Origin of the sequence: Agrobacterium rubi TR3 = NBRC 13261 (assembly GCF_000739935.1) — a bacterium.
GTDB classification, from domain to species: Bacteria; Pseudomonadota; Alphaproteobacteria; order Rhizobiales; family Rhizobiaceae; genus Agrobacterium; species Agrobacterium rubi.
This window is the reverse complement of record NZ_BBJU01000003.1, coordinates 281,351-304,621: the sequence shown is the minus strand read 5'-3', so window position 1 is coordinate 304,621 and position 23,271 is coordinate 281,351. Positions and strand designations below refer to the sequence as shown.

At 57.8% G+C, this 23,271-nt stretch carries 25 protein-coding genes; 16 read left to right on the top strand and 9 right to left on the bottom strand.

The genetic code is table 11. The features are described 5' to 3' along the window. Positions 1-17: 17 nt before the first annotated feature. Positions 18-1,130, top strand: coding sequence for an alkene reductase (locus tag RRU01S_RS02805; RefSeq protein ID WP_045228698.1), 1,113 nt, complete (start codon positions 18-20; stop codon positions 1,128-1,130). 58 nt (positions 1,131-1,188) lie between these two features. Here the strand turns inward: RRU01S_RS02805 and RRU01S_RS02800 are convergent, their stop codons facing one another. Then, positions 1,189-1,440, bottom strand: coding sequence for a DUF2188 domain-containing protein (locus RRU01S_RS02800; protein ID WP_045228779.1), 252 nt, complete (start codon positions 1,438-1,440; stop codon positions 1,189-1,191). A 185-nt stretch (positions 1,441-1,625) separates the two neighbouring features. Between RRU01S_RS02800 and RRU01S_RS02795 the strand changes: the two genes are divergently transcribed. After that, a complete protein-coding gene (locus RRU01S_RS02795) occupies positions 1,626-2,741 on the top strand; it encodes a calcium:cation antiporter (protein ID WP_045228697.1) in 1,116 nt (371 codons plus the stop codon). 49 nt (positions 2,742-2,790) lie between these two features. Here the strand turns inward: RRU01S_RS02795 and RRU01S_RS02790 are convergent, their stop codons facing one another. Continuing rightward, positions 2,791-3,993: a pyridoxal phosphate-dependent aminotransferase gene (locus RRU01S_RS02790; protein ID WP_045228696.1), complete on the bottom strand. Its 1,203-nt coding sequence runs from the start codon at positions 3,991-3,993 to the stop codon at positions 2,791-2,793. A 208-nt stretch (positions 3,994-4,201) separates the two neighbouring features. Here RRU01S_RS02790 and RRU01S_RS02785 point away from each other — a divergent pair, with 208 nt between their 5' ends. The 4 genes from RRU01S_RS02785 to RRU01S_RS02770 all read left to right on the top strand — a co-directional run bounded on the left by RRU01S_RS02785 (position 4,202) and on the right by RRU01S_RS02770 (position 7,267). After that, on the top strand, positions 4,202-5,104 hold the full coding sequence (locus tag RRU01S_RS02785) for an EAL domain-containing protein (protein ID WP_045228695.1): 903 nt from the start codon (positions 4,202-4,204) through the stop codon (positions 5,102-5,104). A 171-nt stretch (positions 5,105-5,275) separates the two neighbouring features. Then, positions 5,276-5,584, top strand: coding sequence for a hypothetical protein (locus RRU01S_RS02780; RefSeq protein WP_131367749.1), 309 nt, complete (start codon positions 5,276-5,278; stop codon positions 5,582-5,584). Between the two features lie 131 nt (positions 5,585-5,715). Then, on the top strand, positions 5,716-6,615 hold the full coding sequence (locus RRU01S_RS02775; protein WP_045228694.1) for a DMT family transporter: 900 nt from the start codon (positions 5,716-5,718) through the stop codon (positions 6,613-6,615). A 436-nt stretch (positions 6,616-7,051) separates the two neighbouring features. Then, entirely contained in the window at positions 7,052-7,267 is a 216-nt protein-coding gene (locus tag RRU01S_RS02770; protein ID WP_042617292.1) for a cold-shock protein, read from the top strand. A gap of 91 nt (positions 7,268-7,358) precedes the next feature. Here RRU01S_RS02770 and RRU01S_RS02765 read toward each other — a convergent pair whose 3' ends face one another. Then, the gene (locus RRU01S_RS02765) at positions 7,359-8,051 is read right to left on the bottom strand and encodes an MBL fold metallo-hydrolase (protein ID WP_045228777.1); all 693 of its coding nucleotides are present in this window, start codon (positions 8,049-8,051) and stop codon (positions 7,359-7,361) included. A gap of 195 nt (positions 8,052-8,246) precedes the next feature. Here RRU01S_RS02765 and RRU01S_RS02760 point away from each other — a divergent pair, with 195 nt between their 5' ends. From RRU01S_RS02760 to RRU01S_RS02745, 4 genes are all read left to right on the top strand, one after another. Beyond that, positions 8,247-8,846, top strand: a complete 600-nt coding sequence (locus RRU01S_RS02760) for a DUF1236 domain-containing protein (protein WP_045228693.1) — start codon at positions 8,247-8,249, stop codon at positions 8,844-8,846. Between the two features lie 266 nt (positions 8,847-9,112). Next, positions 9,113-9,640, top strand: a complete 528-nt coding sequence (locus tag RRU01S_RS02755; protein WP_108722539.1) for a MarR family winged helix-turn-helix transcriptional regulator — start codon at positions 9,113-9,115, stop codon at positions 9,638-9,640. A 2-nt stretch (positions 9,641-9,642) separates the two neighbouring features. Then, positions 9,643-10,356: a response regulator gene (locus RRU01S_RS02750; RefSeq protein WP_045228691.1), complete on the top strand. Its 714-nt coding sequence runs from the start codon at positions 9,643-9,645 to the stop codon at positions 10,354-10,356. A 30-nt stretch (positions 10,357-10,386) separates the two neighbouring features. Further along, the gene (locus tag RRU01S_RS02745) at positions 10,387-11,766 is read left to right on the top strand and encodes an ATP-binding protein (protein WP_045228690.1); all 1,380 of its coding nucleotides are present in this window, start codon (positions 10,387-10,389) and stop codon (positions 11,764-11,766) included. Positions 11,767-11,785: 19 nt separating this feature from the next. On the opposite strand, the gene RRU01S_RS02740 is transcribed toward RRU01S_RS02745, so the two are convergent. From RRU01S_RS02740 to RRU01S_RS02725, 4 genes are all read right to left on the bottom strand, one after another. Next, on the bottom strand, positions 11,786-12,127 hold the full coding sequence (locus tag RRU01S_RS02740) for a tRNA-binding protein (RefSeq protein ID WP_045228776.1): 342 nt from the start codon (positions 12,125-12,127) through the stop codon (positions 11,786-11,788). A 51-nt stretch (positions 12,128-12,178) separates the two neighbouring features. Beyond that, on the bottom strand, positions 12,179-12,997 hold the full coding sequence (proC, locus tag RRU01S_RS02735; protein ID WP_045228689.1) for a pyrroline-5-carboxylate reductase: 819 nt from the start codon (positions 12,995-12,997) through the stop codon (positions 12,179-12,181). Positions 12,998-13,001: 4 nt separating this feature from the next. Then, entirely contained in the window at positions 13,002-13,502 is a 501-nt protein-coding gene (locus RRU01S_RS02730) for a type III secretion system chaperone family protein (RefSeq protein WP_045228688.1), read from the bottom strand. Positions 13,503-13,954: 452 nt separating this feature from the next. Next, complete coding sequence (locus RRU01S_RS02725; RefSeq protein WP_045228687.1) at positions 13,955-14,218, bottom strand: accessory factor UbiK family protein; 264 nt, start codon at positions 14,216-14,218, stop codon at positions 13,955-13,957. 307 nt (positions 14,219-14,525) lie between these two features. Between RRU01S_RS02725 and lgt the strand changes: the two genes are divergently transcribed. From lgt to RRU01S_RS02695, 6 genes are all read left to right on the top strand, one after another. Further along, positions 14,526-15,335 (top strand): prolipoprotein diacylglyceryl transferase, encoded by an 810-nt coding sequence (gene lgt, locus RRU01S_RS02720; RefSeq protein WP_045228775.1) that lies wholly within the window; start codon positions 14,526-14,528, stop codon positions 15,333-15,335. Between the two features lie 14 nt (positions 15,336-15,349). Beyond that, positions 15,350-16,450 carry a class I SAM-dependent methyltransferase gene (locus RRU01S_RS02715; RefSeq protein WP_045228686.1) on the top strand — a complete coding sequence of 367 codons (1,101 nt, stop codon included), beginning with the start codon at positions 15,350-15,352 and terminating at the stop codon, positions 16,448-16,450. A gap of 146 nt (positions 16,451-16,596) precedes the next feature. Then, the gene (gene pgeF / locus RRU01S_RS02710) at positions 16,597-17,391 is read left to right on the top strand and encodes a peptidoglycan editing factor PgeF (protein ID WP_045228685.1); all 795 of its coding nucleotides are present in this window, start codon (positions 16,597-16,599) and stop codon (positions 17,389-17,391) included. A gap of 1 nt (position 17,392) precedes the next feature. Beyond that, complete coding sequence (locus RRU01S_RS02705) at positions 17,393-18,544, top strand: M24 family metallopeptidase (RefSeq protein WP_045228684.1); 1,152 nt, start codon at positions 17,393-17,395, stop codon at positions 18,542-18,544. 84 nt (positions 18,545-18,628) lie between these two features. After that, positions 18,629-19,333: a hypothetical protein gene (locus tag RRU01S_RS02700; protein ID WP_045228683.1), complete on the top strand. Its 705-nt coding sequence runs from the start codon at positions 18,629-18,631 to the stop codon at positions 19,331-19,333. 241 nt (positions 19,334-19,574) lie between these two features. After that, positions 19,575-20,507 (top strand): ribose-phosphate pyrophosphokinase, encoded by a 933-nt coding sequence (locus RRU01S_RS02695; protein ID WP_045228682.1) that lies wholly within the window; start codon positions 19,575-19,577, stop codon positions 20,505-20,507. Between the two features lie 81 nt (positions 20,508-20,588). Here RRU01S_RS02695 and exaC read toward each other — a convergent pair whose 3' ends face one another. Together exaC and RRU01S_RS02685 are read right to left on the bottom strand one after the other, a co-directional pair. After that, a complete protein-coding gene (exaC, locus tag RRU01S_RS02690) occupies positions 20,589-22,106 on the bottom strand; it encodes an acetaldehyde dehydrogenase ExaC (RefSeq protein WP_045228681.1) in 1,518 nt (505 codons plus the stop codon). 150 nt (positions 22,107-22,256) lie between these two features. Continuing rightward, on the bottom strand, positions 22,257-23,216 hold the full coding sequence (locus RRU01S_RS02685; protein ID WP_045228774.1) for a helix-turn-helix domain-containing protein: 960 nt from the start codon (positions 23,214-23,216) through the stop codon (positions 22,257-22,259). Positions 23,217-23,271 lie beyond the last annotated feature (55 nt).

Here is a 23,271-nt window from a genome sequence, read left to right as displayed (position 1 = left end):
AGAGAAAGCACGATCCCATGACAAAATTGTTCGAGCCCGCACAGGCAGGCGATATAGCACTTGCAAACCGCGTCGTAATGGCCCCACTGACCCGCAACCGTTCGCCGGGCGCCATTCCCAACAATCTCAATGCTACTTACTATGAGCAGCGTGCGAGCGCCGGACTGATCGTCACCGAGGGCACGCCTGTTTCCCAGCAGGGACAGGGTTATGCAGACGTTCCCGGCCTTTACAAGCAAGAGGCGGTTGATGGCTGGAAACAGGTGACCAGCGCCGTTCATAAGGCAGGCGGTAAAATCGTCGCGCAGATCTGGCATGTCGGTCGTGTGTCCCACACTTCGCTTCAGCCACATGGTGGTCAGCCGGTTGCTCCTTCCCCGATCAAGGCCAAGTCGAAGACCTACATCATCAATGATGACGGCACCGGCGGCTTTGCCGATACATCGGAACCTCGTGAAATCGGCCTCAGCGAAATTCCGCTGATTTTGGAAGATTTCCGCACCGGCGCGCGCGCAGCACTCGACGCTGGTTTCGACGGCGTCGAGATTCACGCCGCCAATGGTTACTTGATCGACCAGTTCCTGAAGACGGGCACCAACCAGCGCACAGACGAGTATGGCGGCTCCATCGAAAACCGGGCGCGCTTTCTACTGGAAGTCGTCGATATCGTTGCCAAGGAAATCGGAGCAGGCCGCACCGGCATCCGCCTGTCACCGGTCACGCCTGCGAACGACATCTCCGAAGACAACCCGCAGCCGTTGTTTGAATATGTGGTCAAGGAACTCGGAAGCCGCGGCTTGGCCTTCATCCACGTCATCGAAGGTGCCACAGGTGGCCCACGTGACTTCAAACAGGGTGACAAGCCGTTCGACTACGCCGCTCTGAAAGCAGCCTACACCCATGCAGGCGGCAAGGGCCTGTGGATTGCCAACAATGGCTACGACCGCGAAAGCGCCATCGCCGCCACCGAAAGCGGCAAGGCAGACGCGATCGCCTTCGGCAAAGCCTTCATCTCCAACCCGGACCTCGTCAAGCGCCTCAAGGACAATGCCCCGCTGAACGAACCAAACCAGCAGACATTCTATGGCGGTGGCGCGGAAGGCTACACCGACTACCCTGCCCTCGGTTAAGACCAAGAACCGGCGCTGCGTCCTTCACCAAGGGCGCGGCGCTCTTTCGTTGCGACGGTCAGTTGGGAGAGCTATCGACCACTTCGGCTTCCGGCCGGTCGCCGCCTTGGCTGTGTTCGACATGCCAACGGCCGCGCTCATCCTGATAGTAGATTTCTTCGTCCTCCCCGCCCACCTGCTGTTCGGCTGCGGCGATGCGGGCGGCTTCCACGGCATCGGCATGCGTGGGGAAGGCTTCGGAATAGGCACCGTTCATCCGGTATGCCCAGCCGCCATCATGTTCCACAACTTCATATACCACTTTGGTCATGTACACTTCCTCCAGATACATTGAAGGCCAGTGGCAACCTTTGCCGCAACCGTGCATTGAAGGACGAGAATGCGGCATTGTCGCCATGTCCTTGCCACCTACTATCCTACCAAATTGCCCAATGTGCAAACCCGGCTATTGCGGCGCTTCGCTCACAGATCAGATACCCATATGGAAGGGCAACCATGTCAGTCGCGACCACGCTGAAACAGGAGCGCATGCTGCTTGCCGCAGTTCCCTGCGCCGTTGCCGCCTATTTTGCTGAACACGCCTTTTTGGAGGGTAGCAAGGCGCTGTCCTTCGTCATTGCCGCCGCCCTCATCGGCGTGATCATCGTCGTGTCCATGCGAGTGGCGCACCATGCGGAAATTCTGGCTGCTAAGGTCGGCGATCCCTATGGCACCATGATCCTGACACTGTCGGCGGTGGCCGTCGAGGTTCTGATCCTCGCCATCATCATGAGCGAGTCCTCTTCGCCAACGCTGGTGCGCGACACGATCTACTCTGCCGTCATGATCGACATCAACGGCATTCTGGGCATTGCAGCGCTTCTCGGCGGGCTTCGCCACGGCGAACAACCCTACAATGATGATTCCGCCCGCACCTATGTTGTGATGATCCTGACGGCCATGGGCATTTCGATGATCGTGCCGGAGTTTATTCCCGAGGCGAAGTGGCACTATTATTCCATCTTCACCATCGGCGCGATGATTGCGCTCTATGCCATGTTCCTGAAAATGCAGGTCGGTCCGCACAGCTATTTCTTCAGCTACAGCTATCCACGCAGCGAGCGGAAAAAGTCGGCGGCAGAGTTGCAACAGGCGCAGGCTGACGACGATGAAGAAGGACCGGCGTCCTACTCCATCGCCATCATCCTCATCGGCGTGGTGCTGATCGGCGTTCTCGCCGAATTCATGTCGGCATTTCTCAGCCATGGCCTTGAAGGCAGCGGCGCGCCGCCTGCATTGATGGCGGTCGTGGTCGCTACCATATCCGCTGCACCCGAAATCATGACCGCAATGCGCTCGGCCCTGCGCAACCGCATGCAGTCGGTCGTCAACATCGCCATGGGTGCATCGCTTTCCACCGTCATTTTGACAGTGCCGGTCATGGAAGGCATTGCGCTCTACACCGGCCAGCCTTTCGTCATGGCCATGACGCCGGTGCAGACGGTGATGATCTTCATCACCCTGTTTGCCGCCGCTATCAACCTGAACGACGGCGAGACGAACGCCATCGAAGGCATGACCCACTTTATTCTGTTTGCCGCATTCCTGATGCTGCTGTTTCTGGGGCTATAAACAAAAAGCCCGGCATCGCTGCCGGGCTTTTCCTCAATTCAATCAGTGCTTAGCGGCAGTTGGCGCAGAAGCGTTGGATGCGGTTGCAGGCTTCTTCCAGCAACTTCTCAGATGTCGCGTAGGAAATGCGGAAGTTGGGGCCAAGGCCGAAGGCCGAGCCATGGACGACGGCAACGCCTTCCGTTTCCAGAAGCTCTGTCACGAAGTCTTCGTCGGTTTCAAGCACCTTACCCGAAGGTGCGGTCTTGCCGATCAGGCCTGCGCAGGATGGGTAGACGTAGAACGCACCCTCCGGCATCGGGCAATTGATGCCTTTGGCCTGGTTCAGCATCGACACGACGAGGTCACGACGGCCTTCGAAGATTTTCTTGTTGGCCGGAATGAAATCCTGCGTGCCGTTGAGCGCCTCTACGGCAGCCCACTGGGCGATGGATGTCGCACCGGAGGTCTGCTGGCCCTGGATCATGTCCATGGCCTTGATGAGCTGCAACGGGCCTGCGGCATAACCGATACGCCAGCCGGTCATTGCATAGGCCTTGGACACGCCGTTCATGGTCAGCGTGCGGTCATAGAGCGAAGGCTCCACTTCCACAGGCGTCACGAACTTGAAGTCGCCATAGGTCAGGTGCTCGTACATATCGTCTGTCAGAACCCAGACGTGCGGGTGCTTGACCAGAACGTCCGTCAACGCCTTCAGCTCGTCGTGGCTGTAGGCCGCGCCCGATGGGTTGGATGGAGAGTTGAAGAGGAACCACTTGGTCTTGGGCGTGATGGCCTTTTCCAGTGCTTCCGCTGTCAGCTTGAACTTGCCTTCCAGCGTGGTGTGAACGAAGACAGGCGTACCGCCGCAGATCGACACCATTTCCGGGTAGCTGACCCAGTAAGGTGTTGGAATAATAACTTCATCGCCGGGGTTAAGCGTTGCCATGAAGGCGTTGAAAAGAATCTGCTTTCCGCCGGTACCGACAATCGTCTGCTCCGGCTTGTAATCCAGACCGTTCTCGCGCTTGAACTTTTCGGCAATCGCCTTGCGGAGTTCGGGAATGCCCGAAATCGGCGTGTATTTCGTTTTGCCGGCGTTGATCGCGGCAATGGCGGCTTCCTTGATATTGTCGGGCGTATCGAAATCCGGCTCGCCTGCACCGAGGCCAATCACATCGCGACCCTGGGCCTGCAATTCACGGGCTTTCTGGGAAACGGCGATGGTGGCGGAGGGCTTTACGCGGGAGAGAATGTCGGCAAGGAAGGCCATTTTTATCGGTCCTATTGAAATTGACATCGGCAGAAGTTTGCGGCTGTCGCCTTCTGCGCAAAGTGGTATGTCGAAAGACGTACCGGGTTTCAAGGGCAGATGCCATGAAAACGTTACCATCGGCATACTTTAAGCATTGCTTAACTAGCGCGTAACGCTTTGTATGTTATGGTGTCCGCGTTGAAATGATTTTCCCGGATAGAACGCCGTGGCACCCAAAAGCATTTTCTCAAATCTGATGCGCGAAGCCGATGGCTCCTGGTCCACGACCTATGGCGCGTTCACGTTAAAATCCGCTCTCCAGCCCATCTTCCGCCGCCTCTCCAACGGCCGTCTCGATATCGATTCCTTTGAAGGTCTGGTGCGCCCCTATCAGGGGTCGGACCTCATTCCGCCTGCCCAGCTGTTTCGCCAGGTTCATGGCGACGATATCGAGGCCATCGACAGCATTTTGCGAACGATCCACATCCTCAACACCGGCGCACTGGAACGGTCTCGCACGCGTATCTTCGTCAACTTCCATCCCGGCCTCTTTCGCACGCCAGGCAAGATGCGCCAGGAAGTGGAGCGCATGCGCCTGTCCGCTCATGAGGCGGGCATGACGCCAGACCGGATCGTCTGCGAAATCGCCGAGAAGAACGCATCCGACGCCACGCTGGTCGCGGATTTCGCCGATCACATGCGCGCCATGGGTTTTAGGGTTGCCATTGCCGATTTCGGCGCTGGTGACTCCGACATCGAGCGCGTCAAGCTGATGCGACCCGACTATGTGAAGTTCGAGGCGGCATGGGCACGCCAGTTCATGCGCAATTCCGCTGGTGCCGCCCTTTTGCGGCACATCGTCAAACAGTTCGCCAAGGAACATATCGAGCCCGTCTTCGAAGCCCTGGAGGACGAGCAGGAAATCGAGCTTTGCGTCGATCTTGGCGTGGCGCTGATGCAGGGCTATGCATTGGCCAGACCAGAGCTTGCGCCGACGACGTTCAACGAGCGTTTTCCCGAGTTTGCCAGCCAGTCGCGCGCCACGCCCGAAACCAAACCGCGCCTTGCCACAGGGCATGAAACTCCCGCCCTCAAACCCGTGCGAACCTTCGGAAAACGCGGAATTTGATGGCGTTAACATCCTGTTAAGCTCTGCCTTGATATCGCCTCAATAAATGCGCCGAACTGTCCGATTTCGGTCCACTTGGCGTCCATTTCAAACGCTCTTTTAAGCATGTCGCGCAGAACTGTGCCACGCCTCTGCATCACCGACATTTCTACACCACGAAGGACGTCGACAATGTTTCTCAATGATCGGAATTTGGCAGCCCGGCTGAGAAACCAGCGTACCCTGTTTTCGCTATGGATGGCATTAGCCGCTCTCATGGTCATCATCACCATGGCGGCCGGATTGGCCACCAGCGCCCATGCCGATGAAATCGATTATATCCAGACCTCGGCCATCGCTTCGGCACCGATTTCGAAAGCATCCGATCGCATCTTCGTCATCGGACTGGTGGTCGCAGGCTTCGTCACCATGGCCGTCGGCGGCATCGTTTTGACGCTCAACAGCATCCGCGAAACGTCAGGCCGCCAGCGTCGCCATTGAGGCAAAACCCATCAAGGCTACCATTCTTGTTCTTCCCGTCCTGACCTGATAGAGCCATTCAAAATCGATGTCTTGAGCACATCGAAGTTTCGAGAAGACGCCACTGCGCGTTCTTTGCTTTTGGTGGTTTCATGACGCGCATTCAGGCCAACCTCGTTCTCTTGCTCGCAGCCGCGATCTGGGGTGGAGGTTTCGTCGCGCAATCGACCGCCATGGCCAGCATCGGACCATTCTGGTTCGTCGGCTTGCGCTTTGCGATTGCGGCCCTTGCCGTCCTGCCCTTCGCGATGATGGAAAGCTGGCGGATGAAATCGCGGCCGAGCTTTGCTGAAACCAAAACCTTCATGCTTGTCGGTATCGCCTTGTTTCTGGGGGCCATTACCCAGCAGATCGGGCTGTTGACGACGACTGTCACCAACTCCAGCTTTCTGACGGCGCTCTACGTCATCTTCGTGCCCGTCATCGCCGTCATCGTCTACCGCCGCAATCCGCACTGGATCGTCTGGCCGGGAGCGCTGATGATGCTGTGCGGCATCTTCCTGCTGTCGGGCGGCGGCATGACCCGGCTGACCATAGGCGACACGCTGAGCATCATCTGTGCGGTTTTCTGGGCGATCCAGATCACGCTGGCGGGTCGCTTCGTCATGCAGAGCAATCGTCCGCTTGCCCTGTCATGTGCCCAGTTTGCGGTCTGCGCGGTTCTCAGCATTCTGATCGGCATTGTCATCGAGCCGATCAATATGGCAGCCATCGCAGCGTCCATAAAGGAAATCCTGTATGTCGGGCTGGTCTCATCCGGCCTTGCCTTCGTGCTTCAGGTTATCGGGCAGCGTTATACGACAGCACCCCAGGCAGCGATCTTCCTCTCGTCGGAGGCCCTGTTCGGCGCCCTGTTTGCGACGATCTTTTTGCAGGAAACAATTCCAGCAATAGGCTATATCGGCTGCGCAATCATTTTTGCGGCTATATTGTTGGTCGAATTGGTGCCTGAGGTCTTCAAGCGGCGAGACAGTGTCATAGCTGAAACATAAAGGGTCTCTAGACTTTTACCGTGAGACAAAATTCACCGTTTCACGCGAAAATAAACGTGAAATCCCATCGCCAGCGATGTTTTCGTTTCTGAACATCGAAAGCATGAGAAAAATTCTGCCAGTCCCGTCGTCAGCCGCTTTGACAGCCGCTGCGAGGCCTCCGCTTGTCTAAAAACTTTTGCTTGCCAATTTTGAATAAACACAGCAATCTGTTGGGGTTCGGGCAAGTTGCGAGCATGGGAAGGCCTATAAAATAAATGCTTCGGAGATCAAAAACTTCGAGCGGCGGGGACACAATAACGTTGATCAGAACGTCAAAAAAGCTTTCCACGCAAGGTCCATTTTCTCAACTGAAACTGCCTGCCGTACGCCCTCACGGGCAAAACTGTAATGCTGCCTGGAGCTGAACACGGGCAGAGCGAAAAGGACCTGATGCATGGCCGAGACTGGCACCGTTAAATTCTTCAACACCGACAAGGGCTTCGGCTTCATCAAGCCAGACAATGGTGGCGCCGATATTTTTGTTCATATCTCTGCCGTACAGGCTTCCGGCCTGTCCGCACTCTCAGAAAACCAGAAAGTAAGCTTCGACACTGAACCGGATCGTCGCGGCAAGGGACCGAAGGCAGTCAATCTCCAGATTGATGGCTGACCCCTAACGACTTTCTCTTCTCGTTGAAGCCCGGCAGGAATGCCGGGTTTTTTTGTGAGCTGCCGCGCAAATATCTGCGCCGGAAGGCTGATTACGCGGGTTTGACCGTGCCTTCTGACTCAGCACCTTTCTGATCTGCATAAATCCCTTGCAGATAAGGGTTCGTCCGGCGCTCTTCGCCAATCCGTCCGCCGGGACCATGGCCACAGATAAAACCGACCTCGTCACCCAAAGGCATAACCTTGTCGCGGATGGAGGCCAGCAATTGCTCGTGGTTGCCGCCTGGAAGGTCGGTGCGACCGATCGATCCTGAAAACAGAACGTCGCCCACATGCGCGAAAGCCTGGGCGCGATTGTAATAGATCACGTGGCCCGGCGCGTGGCCTGGGCAATGCAGAACCTCGAAATGATGCTCGCCAAACGAAACCGTATCACCGTCCGTCAGCCAGCGATCCGGCAGCACGCTCTGGAGACCGGGAATGCCATAGGTCTGCGCTTGGATTTCGATGCGTTCCAGAAGCGGCTTGTCGTCTTCATGTGGGCCGATGATGGACAGCGACAGCTTTTCCTTCAGCTCCTTGGCGCCACCGGCATGGTCGAGATGCCCGTGCGTCAGCCAGATCTCCTTCAGCGTCACGCCGTTTTCGGTCACCGTCTGGATGATGACATCCACATCCCCGCCGGGATCGACGATCACGCCTTCCTTGGTGTCTTCATCGAAGAGGATGGTGCAGTTCTGCTGGAACGGCGTCACGGGAATGATGCCCGCCTGTAACTTACCCATGATTTCATCCTTCTCTTCGAAAACAACGGGCTCTCTATAAACCGGCAAACGCCACCGCACAATGAAACTCGCACCTCTCTCAGCATTGCAAAACGGGCGGGTGGTGCCGTCCATGTGCAACTTTAGCAATCACGGAATTGGGAACAGACCCGCACCTCGTGCGTTCATGCCGCAGTCTTCAAAGGAGTGAGACATATGAACAACAGGTTTAAAGTCATGATCGCCGGTGGCGCTTTTGCGCTGCTCGCAGGATATGCGAACGCGGCAATGGTCGCCACCACAGCATCAGACGTTTCTGTCCGGTCCGGCCCTGGCGAGGATTACCCCGAAGTGGGTCTTGCCACGCGCGGCAGCGAGGCTGTGCTGGATGGTTGCATGGATGGCAGCGAATGGTGCCGCATCGAGGTGAACGGTGTACGCGGTTGGGCCAATGCCGATTATCTCAACGTTATGTATGAAGGCGCGCCAGTGATCCTGCGCGAGCGTCGCTCTGACGTTAACGTCCCCGTCGTGACCTACGAGAAGACATCTGACGTTCAGGCAGAGCCTAACCCAGGCGATCCGAACCTCGGTCGCGTCGGTGAAGTCGATCCGCCAGAACAGGTCATGACCTATGTTGATGCTCACCCCGGTGAAGTCGTGACCATCGACGGCGATGTGGCCATCGGCGGCATGGTTCCAGCCGACGCGCGTCTGACCAACATTCCCGATTACGAATATCGCTATGTTCGCGTCAACGACCGTACCGTTCTGGTCGAGCCGAGCACACGCCGGATCGTCTACGTCTACGAATGATCTTTGGCACCCTTGCCAACTCAATGAGCGCGGTCATTCCGCGCTCTTTTTGCGTTCGTGTCCAGCCACATGCACAATTCCGTTGATGTGGGTTCATCGGCATATTATCGAACGCAACAGAAAATGATCGGCAATGTCCTCCCGGCGACATTGTTTTTGGGCTAGTGTCCGCCATCTCGTGCCATGAGTTTGGTTTCGACGGCGAGGTGAACGGATTGCAGCGCGTTTGCGCTGCACGGTTTTGGATGCAGTAAAAAGGAGCGACAGTGCCTGCCCAATCGATGAAAAAGGCTGCCGTTAAACAGGGCCCAGCTCTTCCCCATGTCGATGACAGCAAGATCGACTTCGACACGATCGAAGCCTTCTTTTTCGCTTACCGCGATTTCGTGTCCGACCCGGATGTCATCCTGTCCAAACTGGAATATGGCAGAGCCCATCACCGTGTCGTCTATTTCGTCTGCCGCAACCCCGGCATGACCGTTGCCGATCTTCTCGACACGTTGCAGATCACAAAGCAGAGCCTTGCGCGCGTGTTGAAACAGCTGATCGATGATGGCTATATCCGCCAGATGGCAGGACCCGAAGACCGCCGCCAGCGCAGGCTCTACCCCACTTTGACGGGACGCGAACTGGCGCTTGCGCTGAGTGACCCGCAATCCAGGCGCATCGACCGCGCCCTGCAAGGCATGCAGCCTGAGGCACGGGCATCCGTGCGAGAGTTTCTGGCCCGCATGCGTGATCCCGTCGCAGGTCATACGGCAGCCAATGACCAGACCCTCGAGGTCAAGGAGTGATCATGCAAAACGGCACGACCAAACAGCCACTGGCCGAAGATGATGCCCCTCACCTCATGATCGTCGATGACGATGCCCGTATTCGCGATCTTCTCCAGCGCTTCCTCGGCGAAAAGGGATACCGCATCACAGCCGCAGCCGACGCCGCCGAGGCGCGACGCAAGATGCAGGGTATCCGTTTCGATCTCCTTATTCTCGATGTCATGATGCCCGGTGAAAACGGCCTGTCGCTCACCCGCTCCCTCAACGAAAACAAATCCGTCCCTGTCATTCTACTCACTGCCCGCTCGGAAGCCGATTCCCGCATTGCCGGTCTTGAGGCTGGTGCGGACGATTATCTGGCAAAACCCTTCGACCCGCGCGAACTGGTGCTGCGCATCAACAATATTCTGAGACGCAATGCGTCACCCGATGCACCGAAGGTGGAGCAGATCATCTTCGGACCCTATAATTTCTCCGTTCCACGCAAAGAACTGCGGCGCGGAGCCGAAATCATCAGGCTAACGGATCGTGAACAGGACATCATGATGCTGTTTGCCTTGCGAGCCGGTGACACCATTCCACGCCACGAACTGGTGGATGCGGACGCGGACGTGGGAGAGCGCACGATCGACGTGCAGATCAACCGCCTGCGCCGCAAGATCGAAGACGACCCCGCAAATCCGGTCTACTTGCAGACCGTGCGCGGCATCGGCTACCGTCTCAGTGTAGACTGACAAGACGCCCCATCATCGCATAGGCGGAAAATGGAAAACCTCAAGCTCGTGAATTCCATGAGAAGCACGGCACCGGCCCGTGCGTGGCGCTTCTTCACCCGTTGGCTTCGCCACTGGCTGCCGACCGGTCTCTATACCCGTTCGTTGCTGATCATCATCCTTCCCATGGTCCTGCTTCAGGTGGTCGTCGCAGCCGTGTTCATGGAACGCCACTGGCAACTGGTGACGGAGCGTCTCTCGGCAGCCGTAACGCGTGATATCGCTGCCATCATCGAACTCATCGAGACAGACCCGGAGGAAGACGACTACCAGCGTGTCATCCGCATTGCCCGCGACCGGCTTGATTTAAGCGTCTATATCGAACCCAAGACCGACCTGCCCGAGCCGCGACCGCAGCCCTTTTTCTCCATTCTCGATACCATCCTTGCCGATCAGATTCGCGAGCAGATCGGCAAGCCGTTCTGGCTGGATACGTTCGGAAACGGAGCGCTCGTCGAAATCCGCATTCAGCTGGAAAACAAGACATTGCGCGTCTTCACACGCCGCAGTCAGGCCTATGCCTCCAACACCCACATCTTCCTTGTGTGGATGGGTGGCGCTTCGCTGGTGCTGCTGGGCATATCCATTCTGTTTTTGCGCGGCCAGATCAGACCCATTCTAGCACTGGCAAAAGCAGCGGAAAGCTTCGGTCGCGGCCAGAAGATCACGGCCTATTCCCCCCGTGGTGCGGACGAAGTGCGCCGCGCCGGCCTTGCCTTCATCCTGATGCGCGAACGCATCGAGCGGCAGATGGAACAGCGCACCGCCATGCTGAACGGCGTCAGCCACGATCTTCGCACCATTCTCACCCGCTTCAAACTCCAGCTGGCCCTGGCAAGTGACAATCCCGATCTGGAAGGCCTCGACAAGGACGTGGACGACATGCAGTCCATGCTGGAAGCCTACCTCGCCTTCGCGCGTGACGATGCGGAGGAAAGCGTCGGAACGCTTGATCTCAAACCCCTCCTCGACAAGATGAGCAATGATTTCCAAATGTTGGGCAAGACGCTTCGTTATGATCTGCACGGTGTCGAAGAACTCAACGTTCGTCCCGGCGCTTTTTCACGCCTGATCGGCAATCTGGCCGCCAATGCAGCCCGCTATGCCAACACGCTTGAGATCGAACTCCGCCGGGCACCCAAATCGATCACACTGGTGTTTGACGATGATGGGCCGGGTGTACCCGAGGAAGCGCGCGAGGACGTGTTCAAGCCGTTTTACCGGCTGGACGAAGCCCGCAATCTCAATGCCTCCGGCACGGGGCTGGGTCTCTCCATCGTCCGCGACATCGCCCGCAGCCATGGCGGCGACGTGACATTGGATGACAGCCCCTTGGGTGGTCTCCGGGTGATGGTGAAAATTCCAGCCTGAGTGTCACAAGGCTGGATTTTCAGCACATCTTCTCGCCGTTGGGAACGGCCTGCTCCACAGAGGCGAGAACGATGTCGCCGTTCTTGTCCGCAAAGCCCAATGTCAGGACTTCGGAGCGAAAGGGGCCGATCTGTCGCGGTGGAAAATTGACGACGCCCAAGACTTGGCGACCAACAAGGTTGTCCAGCGTGTAGTGAACGGTAATCTGCGCGGATGATTTCTTGATACCGATCTCGGGTCCGAAATCGATTTTGAGCTTGAACGCAGGCTTGCGTGCTTCGGGAAAGGGCTCAGCTTCGATGATGGTGCCAACACGAATATCGACCTTTTCGAAATCCGCGTAAGTGATCTCTTCGCTCATCATCCAATATCCTTACAGGCACGCAACGGAATGCTGAAACCGTCGCTCAGCTTACAGAGCCAGTTCGTTAGCGCGCTTCTGCGCTGCCGCGATGGCCTTGTCGAACAGCGGCTGCATGCCGTCATCGGCCATCAGAACGGAAAGAGCCGCAGCCGTCGTTCCACCCGGCGACGTCACGTTCTTGCGCAGACGTGAAGCCTCTTCGGGGGACTGATGAAGCAGTTCACCAGCCCCCGCGACGGTTTCCCGTGCAAGACGCATGGCGAGGTCCGCCGGCAGACCGAGTTTACGGCCTGCCTCTGCCATGCATTCCACGAGATAAAATACATAGGCGGGGCCACTGCCGGAAACGGCCGTCACCGCGTCAATATCGGCTTCGGTCGCAACCCATTCCACCGGACCGCTGACCTTGAGCAGGGTCTCGACCAGCGCACGCTGAGGCTCGGTAACGGATGTGTTGGCGTAAGCGCCCGTCACGCCACGGCCAACCATGGCAGGCGTATTCGGCATCGCGCGAATGGAGGCGTTCTTGCCAAGATGCGCTTCGATGCCGGACAATGTCGTACCGGCCGCAATCGACACGACAACGGTTTGCGGGCCAACGAGCGATCGCAGGGATGGCAAAACGACATCCATCAGCTGCGGCTTGATTGCCAGAAACAGAATAGCAGCGATGGTATCCTTCGGCGCTTCGGTCAGATGCGTCGCACCGGCTTCAGCGATAACGCTTTTCATCGCATCCGACGGGCCGGGATCGATCACGATGATCGAAGAGCCCGTCACGCCTTTTTTTAACCAACCGGACAGAAGTGCACCGCCCATATTGCCAGCGCCGATGAGAACGAGCGGACCGGATGTCAGCGATACCATGCGTTCAAGCTTCCCCGACGGTTTCGAAGAGGGCCGCTTCCATCGCAGCCTTGGCTTCCATGCCGGACCACACGACGAACTGGAATGCCTGGAAATACTGTTCGCAAGCTTCAAGCGCGCTGGAGAGCAGCACTTCGACCTGCTGGTTCGTCGGCTCAGCACCGCCTGCCAGCAACAGCGATTGCCGGAAAATGACGACATCTTCCTGACGCCACAGATCGAAGTGACCCATCAGCGTCTGTCCGTTGACATGCGCCAGAAGGCGGATGACTTCGTTGACCCGGTGATCGGCGATCTTGATGTCGAACGCGCAGGCCAGATGCAGCGCTTCGAACTGCTCCATCCACGAGAAGGAGACATGATAATCGGCCCAGCGGCCTTCGACCGTCATGGCGATTTCATCTTCGCCGGAGCGCTCGAACGACCAGTCGTTGGACGCGGCAACGAACTCGATCATATCGACCGGGTTGGAGTGACGCTCGACTTCAAATTCCATTAGGCTCATACGGCACCTTCTCAGCCGGAATTGAATGTTGTTTCTCGTACGCAAAGGCACAAAAACGCACACGCAAATGCCGGGTTACAATACTTATGGATGATGCCCGACACTGCCAGATTAACGCACTAAACCTGTCTGGAGCTTACGGAGTTCGTTTCGAATCATCATTGAAAATCAGTGTATAACGAGCGAGTCCCCGCGCCACCCCCACAGAACCGCTTTTGCAATCAGAACTGTGTATATCTCCTCGTACGAAACCTCAGTTGTGAGTCATAACTGACTCTGCCAATTGTGTTTTTCGGGTGTTTCCACAGACGTTAAAAAAAACTGAATGAAATCGCTTGCTTGACGCTTCCGAATCCCCACTCCGGCGCAAACTGCTTCGAAACGATACAAAAACGAAAAATGCCGGACCTTGGGGAAGGCCCGGCATCAGAATCAACGCAGGTAAAAACGGCTTAAGAAGCGGTCGTGGAAGACTTCGCTTCGAGCGCTTCGATACGTGCCCGCAGGGCATCGTTCTCATCACGGGCCTGAATGGCCATCTCGCGCACCGCCTCAAACTCTTCGCGCTTGACCAGATCGAGGCTGTTCAGCCAACGCTCGGCCTGCGCGTGAAAAGCGGATTCGACTTCCTTGCGCATGCCTTGGGCGGCGCCTGCCGCGTCTGTCATCAGCTTTGCGAATTCGTCGAAAATTCGGTTTGTTCCGGTCGTCGTCATGGTGCTGTTTCCTTGTCAATATCTGGAAAGGTCAGTTGCTCTTCCGGGTCATGCATCTCAGGTAGGCACTCACTTGTCGCCTTGCAAGCGAAATCAGGATGCTTTCCTGCGCCAAACGCCTCGAATGCCGCCATAATTGCGCCGAAGAATAGCCTTGACCAGACCTGTTTCAGTCGCCATTTTCGCGCCCGGGAAAAGTATGACAGAGATATCCGACTGTTAACCGGAACACTCTAAAGTTCTTTGACTTCAACCCAATGACGATGGAATACGCGAATTGTTTGCACCACTGGCCCAGTTCTCGATCATGCCTTATCCGAATATCGATCCGGTGGCATTCAATCTCGGGCCGTTGCCCATTCACTGGTATGGCATCGCCTATGTCTTCGGCATCATGCTGGGCTGGTATTATGCGCGGCAGCTGAGCCTCACCGACCGTTTGTGGCCGCATGACAAATCGCCCATCACCCCCGTGCATCTTGATGATTTCATTGTCTGGGCCGCAGCCGGCATCGTGCTGGGCGGTCGCATCGGCTATATCCTGTTTTACGATATGGGCGCCGTTCTCGCCAATCCGATCCGCGCCTTGCAGATTTGGAACGGCGGCATGTCGTTTCATGGCGGCTTGATCGGCACCACAATCGCAATGCTGATGTTTGCGCGCCGCAACGGCATCCCTACCTGGAGCATGTTCGACATCATTGCAGCCGTCGCGCCCATCGGCCTGTTTTTCGGCCGCGTCGCAAATTTCGTCAACGGCGAATTGTGGGGACGGCTGACCGATGTGCCATGGGCCTTCGTCTTCCCGACCGGTGGTCCTTTTCCCCGCCACCCAAGCCAGCTTTACGAAGCCGGGCTTGAAGGCATCATCCTGCTGATCGCCCTTGCCATCCTGATTTATGGCTTCAAGGCCTTGAAGCACCCCGGCACCGTGACAGGCGTTTTCGTCTGCGGTTACGCGCTGTCGCGCATCCTGGTTGAGTTTTTCCGCGAGCCGGATGCGCAGATCGGCTATCTCGCCGGGAACTGGTTGACCATGGGCATGGTTCTCTCAGCACCCATGTTCCTTCTAGGCGTCTGGGCAGTTGTACGGGCGCGCCGCGCTTCCGCAGCATAGGAACCGGGTACACCATGCCGACACCGCTCGCACGCCGCATCAAATCCCTCATCCGTCTCAACGGACCGATGAGCGTCACCGACTTTTTCGCGCTTTGCCTCGCGGACCCCGAACACGGTTACTACAAGACCCGCCAGCCCTTCGGCCGCACCGGAGATTTTGTCACAGCACCTGAGATCAGCCAGCTTTTCGGCGAGATGCTCGGTGTCTTCATCGTTCACGCGTGGCACAGGCACGGCACGCTTGCGCCCGTGCGGCTGGTGGAAATCGGCCCGGGACGCGGCACGATGATGGCAGATATGCTGCGGGTCATCCAGCGCATCGCGCCACCGCTGTATGAAAGCATGAGCGTGCATCTCGTGGAAACCAGCCCGAGATTGACGGAAACGCAGCAGCAGACACTGGCCATCCACGGCGACAAGATCGTCTGGCACGAAAGCTTCGATGACGTGCCGCCGGGCTTTTTGCTGATTGCCGCCAACGAGCTATTCGACGCCATTCCCATCCGCCAATTCGTCAAGACACCGCAGGGCTTTCGCGAGCGGGTGGTGGCGATGGATGCCGATGACGAGCTTATTTTCACCGCCGGACTGGCAAGCATCGATCCCGAGCTGCTGCCACCTTTGCCAGAACGCCAGCCCGTCGGCACAATTTTCGAATATTCCCCTGCCCGCGAAGCCGTCATGGCAGCGATTGCCCAGCGGCTGAAGAGCCAGGGCGGCGTGGCCGTCATCATCGATTACGGCTATATCGTTTCGGGTTACGGCGACACGTTGCAGGCTTTGCGCATGCATGAGTACGATCCGGTTCTGGCCCACCCCGGCGAAGCCGATCTGACCAGCCATGTGGATTTCGAAAGCCTGATGAAAACGGCCGAACGACATGGCGCTCACGTCAATGGCTGCCTGCCGCAGGGAGATTTCCTGTATGGCCTGGGCCTTCGAGAACGCGCCGAAGCGCTGGCCGCCAAGGCGGACCCCGACCAGACAATGGAAATCGCCGAGGCCGTCAACCGGCTGGCGGGTGAAGGTGCAGGCAAGATGGGTGAACTCTTCAAGGTGCTTGCCGTGTCCAGCACACCGGTCCATCTGCTGCCGTTCCGCCCGCTGGATTGACACGAGCACCGGCCTTGGGCCAACATCGCGCCAATTCGAAGCAGTCAAAACTGCCGTCTGCATCCCGAGAGATGCGCTTTATCGGAAACACTCGCTCGCGACTATTCGTTTCGAAATCAGCGACATCGCCAAGGATTGATACTGTCATGCAGGACGAAACGCTGCCGCTTCCCCTTCAAAGCCCTCTCCTTGCCACATCTTCAGGCAAGTCCATCCGCCATGGGTTCTTCACCCGTCACGGCGGTGTCTCGGAAGGAATCTATCGTGGCCTGAATGTCGGACTGGGATCTCACGACGTGCGCCAATCCGTAATGGAAAACAGAAAACGCGTCGCTTCGTGGTTCGGCATGCCGGTCGAGAAACTGGCGACTGTGCACCAGATGCATTCGCCCGATGTCATCGTGATCGACGAACATTACCATGGCGAGCGCCCGGAGGCCGACGCCATGGTCACGGCTACGCCCGGCATCGTCATCGGTGTGCTGAGTGCCGATTGTGGGCCGATCCTGTTTGCCGACGCGCAAGCGCAAGTGGTGGGTGCGGCCCATGCGGGCTGGAAAGGTGCCGTGTCAGGCGTTCTGGAAAACACCGTCGAGGCGATGATCGCGCTGGGCGCAACACGCGAGCGGATCGTCGCCAGTCTTGGTCCATCGATCAGCCGCGAGAATTACGAAGTCGGTCCGGAGCGTGTGGAAAGCTTGAGAGAGATGAGCCCTGCCCACGCCGTCTATTTCTCGCCCTCCCCCAATGCGGGACACGCTTTCTTTGATCTCAAGCAACTGACGATAGACCGGCTGATTGCCGCAGGCGTGACCGCTGAAAATCTCGATCTCTGCACCTACCCGGATGAGGACAGCTTCTATTCCTATCGCCGCACGACACATCGCGGCGAACCGGACTACGGACGGCAGATTTCAGCAATAGCAATTCTGGAGAACTGATATGGCCTTGCACTTCGATGCTGCCGAATTCGAAGCACGCCGCACCCGCCTGACCGACAAGATGGCGGAAGAAAAGCTGGATGCCATCCTGCTGTTTGCCCAGGAAAGCATGTACTGGCTGACCGGCTACGACACCTTCGGCTACTGCTTTTTCCAGACGCTGATTGTCAAAGCCGATGGCACCATGACGCTTCTGACCCGCTCGGCCGATCTTCGCCAGGCGCGTCAGACCTCCAACATCGAAAATATCGTCATCTGGGTAGATCGCCTCAACGCCGACCCGACGCTCGACCTGAAAAACCTGCTGAGCGACATGGATTTGCTCGGCTGCCGCATCGGTATCGAATTCGATACCCACGGCATGACGGGACGCGTCGCGCGCCTGCTCGACAACCAGCTGGCGAGCTTTGCCCAGGTCATCGATGCCTCGGCTGTCGTCAGCGGTCTCAGGCTCGTCAAAAGCCCCGCCGAGGTGGCCTATGCGAAGCGCGCCGGTGAACTGGCCGATGATGCCTTGGATGCAGCCCTCAAGATTGTGGCGGCAGGCGCTGACGAAGCGGACATCCTCGCTGCCATGCAAGGTGCCGTCTTTGCCGGTGGCGGTGACTATCCCGCCAACGAATTCATCATCGGCTCCGGCCCCGACGCGCTTTTGTGCCGTTACAAGGCCGGTCGCCGCAAGCTGGATGCGAAAGACCAGTTGACGCTGGAATGGGCGGGGGTCAGCGCGCATTATCATGCGGCCATGATGCGCACCATCGTCATTGGTGAGCCCGAGTTTCGCCACAAGGAGCTCTACAACGCCTGCGCCGAAAACATCCGCGCCATCGAAGAAGTCTTGCGCCCTGGCAATACGTTCGGCGATGTCTTCGACGTTCACGCCCGTATCATGGACGAGCGCGGCCTGACGCGGCATCGCCTCAATGCCTGCGGTTATTCGCTGGGTGCCCGCTTCTCGCCTTCATGGATGGAGCACCAGATGTTCTATGCTGGCAACACGCAGGACATTCTGCCGAACATGACGCTGTTCGTCCATATGATCATTATGGACAGCGACTCAGGGGCCGCCATGACGCTGGGACAAACCTATCTCACCACGGAAGGTGCTCCGGAATCGCTATCGCGCCATAGCCTGGATATGCTGACGGTCTAATCTCGATTTGACTCGTGTCGAGATCGAACCTTACATTGCCGTCGATCAGGGAACGACGGAGCATTTCATGAGGGGATATACGGCATGCGGCGGCTAGGGTTGGTCATGGCAATTCCCGGCCTTGCCCTCGCTCTATCGGCTTGCAACACGACAGATGCGCTGACCCCGCAGGTGGATGTCGGCCATAGCAACGTGCAGTCCACCCCGGTCAACCAAGGCGATCTGGACCAGATGGCGGCTGCAGCCGACCGGTCTCCATCCGGTGTATCCTCGCAAGTTCCGGCTTACGCGCCGCAAAACAGCCGGCAGGCGCAGGCACAGGCCATGTCAAGCGGCGCACAATATGGTGAGCCGGTTGCGGCACAGCAGCCAGCGCCAGCGCAGCCACAAACCCGAACGGCCGCTCTGCCTTCAGGCTCCTCGTCAGACACGATCCGCTTTTTACCCATCATCGGGGCGCCGGTTCAGGCCGTAACCCCTCTGTCGCGGCAGCTTGGTGCGGAAGCACGGGCAAAAGGGCTGACCATCCGGCCCTCCTCCGATACCTCGGCCGAAAATATTCTGAAGGGCTATCTCTCCGCTTTTGCCGACGGCGGAAACGTCACCATCGTCTACGTATGGGACATTCTGGACGCCAATGGCGCCCGACTTCATCGCTTGCAGGGGCAGGAAACGGTGCCCGCGCGCGGGTCAGATCCCTGGGCCGGCGTGACGGATACCGCCATGCAGAAAATTGCAGCCAAGACGCTCACCGATTATCAGTCCTGGAAGCAGGCTCACTCTGGATAAACAACCTGAAATGGCGGGGAACATCGCCAACGCCGGTTAAGTCACAAAGTTTTCACGAAAATTAAGGGTAACCCCCTTAGAGCTCTTGCATTCACGGGCAACCCCGCTATTAAGGCGCCCATGGCAAAACGGCGTGTCCGGCACCCTTCGGGTCGGGTATTCCTTCCCGTTGAACGACACGCGGACCACAGAGATCACCTCTGTCGGATCTCAGGCGATGGCATTAAAACAGGCGGCAACAATGAAGGTTTTCGCAGGCAATTCGAACCGGCATCTGGCCGAAGCGATCTGCAAGTATCTGAATGTCCCTCTTGGAAATGCCACTGTAAAGCGGTTTGCGGACCAGGAAATCTTCGTCGAAATCTCTGAAAACGTGCGTGGCGAGGATGTCTTCCTTGTTCAGTCCACGTCTTTCCCGGCAAACGATCACCTGATGGAACTGCTGATCATGATCGACGCCATGCGTCGTTCATCGGCAAAGCGCATCACCGCCGTTCTCCCCTATTTCGGCTACGCCCGCCAGGATCGCAAAGCCGGTCCCCGTACCCCGATTTCCGCAAAGCTCGTCGCCAATCTGATCACCGAAGCCGGTGCCGACCGCGTTCTGACGCTCGACCTGCACGCCGGCCAGATTCAGGGCTTCTTCGATATCCCAACCGACAACCTCTTCGCAGCCCCCATTCTGGCGCGAGACGTGAAGGAACACTACGACACGAAGAACGTCATGGTCGTTTCCCCTGACGTCGGCGGCGTGGTTCGTGCTCGCTCATTGGCAAAACGCCTGGACTGTCTGCTGGCCATCGTCGACAAGCGCCGTGATCGTCCGGGTGAATCCGAGGTGATGAATGTCATCGGTGATGTGACTGGCAAAGACTGCCTGCTGATGGACGACATCGTCGATTCCGGCGGTACGCTGTGCAATGCGGCTGAAGCCCTTCTCAAGAACGGCGCGACCAGCGTCACCGCTTACATCACCCACGGCGTTCTTTCGGGTGGAGCCGTCGCTCGCGTGGCCTCTTCCAAGCTGCGCGAACTCGTCATCACCGACAGCATTCAGCCAACGACGGCCGTGCAGTCCGCCCACAATATCCGCGTGATCACCACAGCCACGCTGCTGGGTGAAGCGATCAACCGCACGGCGATGGAACAGTCGGTATCGGGCCTGTTCGACTGATCAATTGCATTCTTTGAAGAATGAAAAAGCCGGAGCATCTGCTCCGGCTTTTTGCTGTTTAGGATTATCGAAAACTTGGCCTCAGAAGAAGCCAAGCTTGTTAGGGCTGTAGGAGACCAGCAGGTTCTTGGTCTGCTGATAGTGATCAAGCATCATCTTGTGGGTTTCGCGACCAATGCCCGACTGCTTGTAACCGCCGAAAGCGGCACCGGCGGGATAGGCATGGTAGCAATTGGTCCAGACGCGACCGGCTTCGATACCCCGCCCTGCCCGATAAGCCAGGTTGGTATCGCGGCTCCAGACACCAGCACCGAGACCATAGACCGTGTCATTGGCGATCTCGATGGCTTCATCGACCGTCTTGAAGGTCGTGACGGAGACGACGGGCCCGAAGATTTCCTCCTGGAACACGCGCATCTTATTGTTGCCTTCGAAAACCGTCGGCTGGATGTAGAAACCGTCCTTGAGATTGCCAGAGAGCGATTTCTTGTCGCCGCCGGTCAGTACCTTCGCGCCTTCCTTTTTGCCGATCTCAAGATAGCTCATGATCTTGTCGAACTGCTCTTGCGAAGCCTGAGCGCCGATCATGGTCGATGCATTCAACGGGTCGTCCTGGCTGATCGCCTCGACACGCTTGATCGCCTTTTCCATAAAACGGTCATAGATGGATTCGTGCACCAGCGCGCGGGATGGGCATGTGCAGACTTCGCCCTGGTTCAGCGCAAACATCGCAAAGCCTTCGAGCGCCTTGTCGAGGAAGGCATCATCCTCATTCATCACGTCGGCAAAGAAGATGTTCGGCGACTTGCCGCCCAGTTCCAGCGTGATGTTGGTGATGTTATCGGCCGCATAGCGCATGATTTCCTTGCCGACGGAGGTCGAACCGGTAAAGGCGATCTTGGCGATACGGCTGCTCTGCGCAAGCGGCTTGCCTGCTTCGGTGCCGAGACCGTTGACGATGTTGACGACGCCGGGCGGCAGCAAATCCTCGATCAGCTCCATGACCAGCAGAATAGACGCTGGCGTCTGCTCGGCAGGCTTCAGCACCACGCAGTTACCGGCAGCCAGTGCCGGTGCCAGCTTCCATGTCGCCATCAGGATCGGGAAGTTCCACGGAATGATCTGGCCAACGACGCCTAGCGGTTCGTGGAAATGATAGGCAACCGTATCGTTGTCGATCTGACCGATCGAACCTTCCTGGGCGCGGATGCAGCCAGCGAAATAACGGAAGTGATCAATGGCAAGTGGAATGTCGGCATTGGTGGTCTCGCGCAGCGGCTTGCCATTGTCCCACGTCTCGGCGCGGGCAATCAGCTCGAGATTATCTTCGATGCGCTGGGCGATTTTCAGAAGCATATTGGAGCGCTCGGTTGCGCTCGTCTTGCCCCATGCGGCACGGGCCTTGTGGGCGGCATCGAGCGCAAATTCGATATCGCTGGCGTCCGAACGCGGAACTTCGCAAATCTTCTGGCCTGTCACGGGCGACAGGTTGTCCATATAGCGGCCGGATTTTGGCTCGACCCACGCGCCGCCAATATAGTTGCCGTATTTCTGCTTAAACGGCGCTTCGCCAACTTTTTGCTGGACTTGAATGTTCATGAGTTCATCCTCCCTGATGAAATGCGATCCTCGTCAGACCGCGTGGCAGGAAGGTGGGCGCAGAATTCGGAGATTGATAGGGCGCGGGCCCAATACCGCAGTGCACAGTGTTTCACATCTGCGACAGCACAACCTATGAATGCAACTGACTTAGTGAACCGCCAGTTTCTTCATCTTGCGATGAAGCGTGGCCCGGCTGATGCCCAGCAATGATGCGGCCTTGGTAACATTGCCATCCGCACGTGACAGGACGCGGCGAAGGGCGGCGCGCTCCGCATCCGCAAGCTCCGCGCCCTTGTCGTGCCGCTCCTCCCGCAGCGCGTCGGAGGCTGGAATACCAGCGGCCAGATGCGCATCGTCCAACCGCAACGCCTGCCTTGCAGCCCGCGTTGCGCCCAAAATGATGTCGTCCTGATCCACCGCCAGAAGCGACAGTGTCGCCGAATGACCCGAAGGCAGCATAAGAATACGCGCGCCGGGAAAAGCGCGACGGAACAGGTTGCCCTCAATGCGTTGTGCCGCGTCGCGTACCGCCTGGGTCAGCATCGAGAACGTCAGATCATTGACGTCATCCCGGCAGGTCGAAATATCCAGCGCACCGGTGACGTGCCCCAGGTGATCGCGAATGGGTGCTGTCGTGCAGCAGAGGTTGATATTGGACGAAAAGAAATGCTGGTCGCGATAGATGGTCACGCAGCGCTCATCAGCCAATGCCGTGCCGATACCGTTGGTGCCGACACTCGCCTCGCTCCAGACGGCACCGGACCATAGTCCCAGCTGGCGAAAATCCTGATCGTCAGTGGCAGCCCCACGTCGTTCGAGCGCCACACCATCCGCATCCGTCAGAAGCAGGCAACATCCAGCCTTGCCGACGCTTAGAAAAATGCGGTCCAACTCGTCAGCGCTTTCGGCGATCAGACCCGCTGAGATTTCCCGCGCCCGGCGAAATTCGGCATCGGCGAGAAAGATCGGCTCGCTGCTTTGTTCCGGTGCAAGGTGGTGCATCGTCATGCACCGTCGCCATGACGCGATGATCGGCGAACTGGCTGCCGCAGAAGGCTGGCTGGCGCTTTGATACACATGGTCCGCATGGGCCGTGCTGTTGGACATCGTCTCCTCCCGAGATTTATCGGGATGGTGCGCCTGATGTGCTTCTCTTTCAATG

Excerpts from the sequence above, each read along its gene's own strand:
- pgeF (WP_045228685.1), top strand. The coding sequence starts at position 16,597 with ATGCAGGACGAAACGCTGCCGCTTCCCCTTCAAAGCCCTCTCCTTGCC.
- RRU01S_RS02805 (WP_045228698.1), top strand. The coding sequence starts at position 18 with ATGACAAAATTGTTCGAGCCCGCACAGGCAGGCGATATAGCACTTGCA.
- RRU01S_RS02765 (WP_045228777.1), bottom strand. The coding sequence starts at position 8,051 with ATGGGTAAGTTACAGGCGGGCATCATTCCCGTGACGCCGTTCCAGCAG.
- RRU01S_RS02700 (WP_045228683.1), top strand. The coding sequence starts at position 18,629 with ATGCGGCGGCTAGGGTTGGTCATGGCAATTCCCGGCCTTGCCCTCGCT.
- RRU01S_RS02790 (WP_045228696.1), bottom strand. The coding sequence starts at position 3,993 with ATGGCCTTCCTTGCCGACATTCTCTCCCGCGTAAAGCCCTCCGCCACC.
- proC (WP_045228689.1), bottom strand. The coding sequence starts at position 12,997 with ATGGTATCGCTGACATCCGGTCCGCTCGTTCTCATCGGCGCTGGCAAT.
- RRU01S_RS02745 (WP_045228690.1), top strand. The coding sequence starts at position 10,387 with ATGGAAAACCTCAAGCTCGTGAATTCCATGAGAAGCACGGCACCGGCC.
- RRU01S_RS02725 (WP_045228687.1), bottom strand. The coding sequence starts at position 14,218 with ATGACGACGACCGGAACAAACCGAATTTTCGACGAATTCGCAAAGCTG.
- RRU01S_RS02760 (WP_045228693.1), top strand. The coding sequence starts at position 8,247 with ATGAACAACAGGTTTAAAGTCATGATCGCCGGTGGCGCTTTTGCGCTG.
- RRU01S_RS02780 (WP_131367749.1), top strand. The coding sequence starts at position 5,276 with ATGTTTCTCAATGATCGGAATTTGGCAGCCCGGCTGAGAAACCAGCGT.
- RRU01S_RS02740 (WP_045228776.1), bottom strand. The coding sequence starts at position 12,127 with ATGAGCGAAGAGATCACTTACGCGGATTTCGAAAAGGTCGATATTCGT.
- RRU01S_RS02730 (WP_045228688.1), bottom strand. The coding sequence starts at position 13,502 with ATGAGCCTAATGGAATTTGAAGTCGAGCGTCACTCCAACCCGGTCGAT.
- exaC (WP_045228681.1), bottom strand. The coding sequence starts at position 22,106 with ATGAACATTCAAGTCCAGCAAAAAGTTGGCGAAGCGCCGTTTAAGCAG.
- RRU01S_RS02770 (WP_042617292.1), top strand. The coding sequence starts at position 7,052 with ATGGCCGAGACTGGCACCGTTAAATTCTTCAACACCGACAAGGGCTTC.
- RRU01S_RS02795 (WP_045228697.1), top strand. The coding sequence starts at position 1,626 with ATGTCAGTCGCGACCACGCTGAAACAGGAGCGCATGCTGCTTGCCGCA.
- RRU01S_RS02800 (WP_045228779.1), bottom strand. The coding sequence starts at position 1,440 with ATGACCAAAGTGGTATATGAAGTTGTGGAACATGATGGCGGCTGGGCA.
- RRU01S_RS02715 (WP_045228686.1), top strand. The coding sequence starts at position 15,350 with ATGCCGACACCGCTCGCACGCCGCATCAAATCCCTCATCCGTCTCAAC.
- lgt (WP_045228775.1), top strand. The coding sequence starts at position 14,526 with ATGCCTTATCCGAATATCGATCCGGTGGCATTCAATCTCGGGCCGTTG.
- RRU01S_RS02685 (WP_045228774.1), bottom strand. The coding sequence starts at position 23,216 with ATGTCCAACAGCACGGCCCATGCGGACCATGTGTATCAAAGCGCCAGC.
- RRU01S_RS02750 (WP_045228691.1), top strand. The coding sequence starts at position 9,643 with ATGCAAAACGGCACGACCAAACAGCCACTGGCCGAAGATGATGCCCCT.
- RRU01S_RS02695 (WP_045228682.1), top strand. The coding sequence starts at position 19,575 with ATGAAGGTTTTCGCAGGCAATTCGAACCGGCATCTGGCCGAAGCGATC.
- RRU01S_RS02775 (WP_045228694.1), top strand. The coding sequence starts at position 5,716 with ATGACGCGCATTCAGGCCAACCTCGTTCTCTTGCTCGCAGCCGCGATC.
- RRU01S_RS02705 (WP_045228684.1), top strand. The coding sequence starts at position 17,393 with ATGGCCTTGCACTTCGATGCTGCCGAATTCGAAGCACGCCGCACCCGC.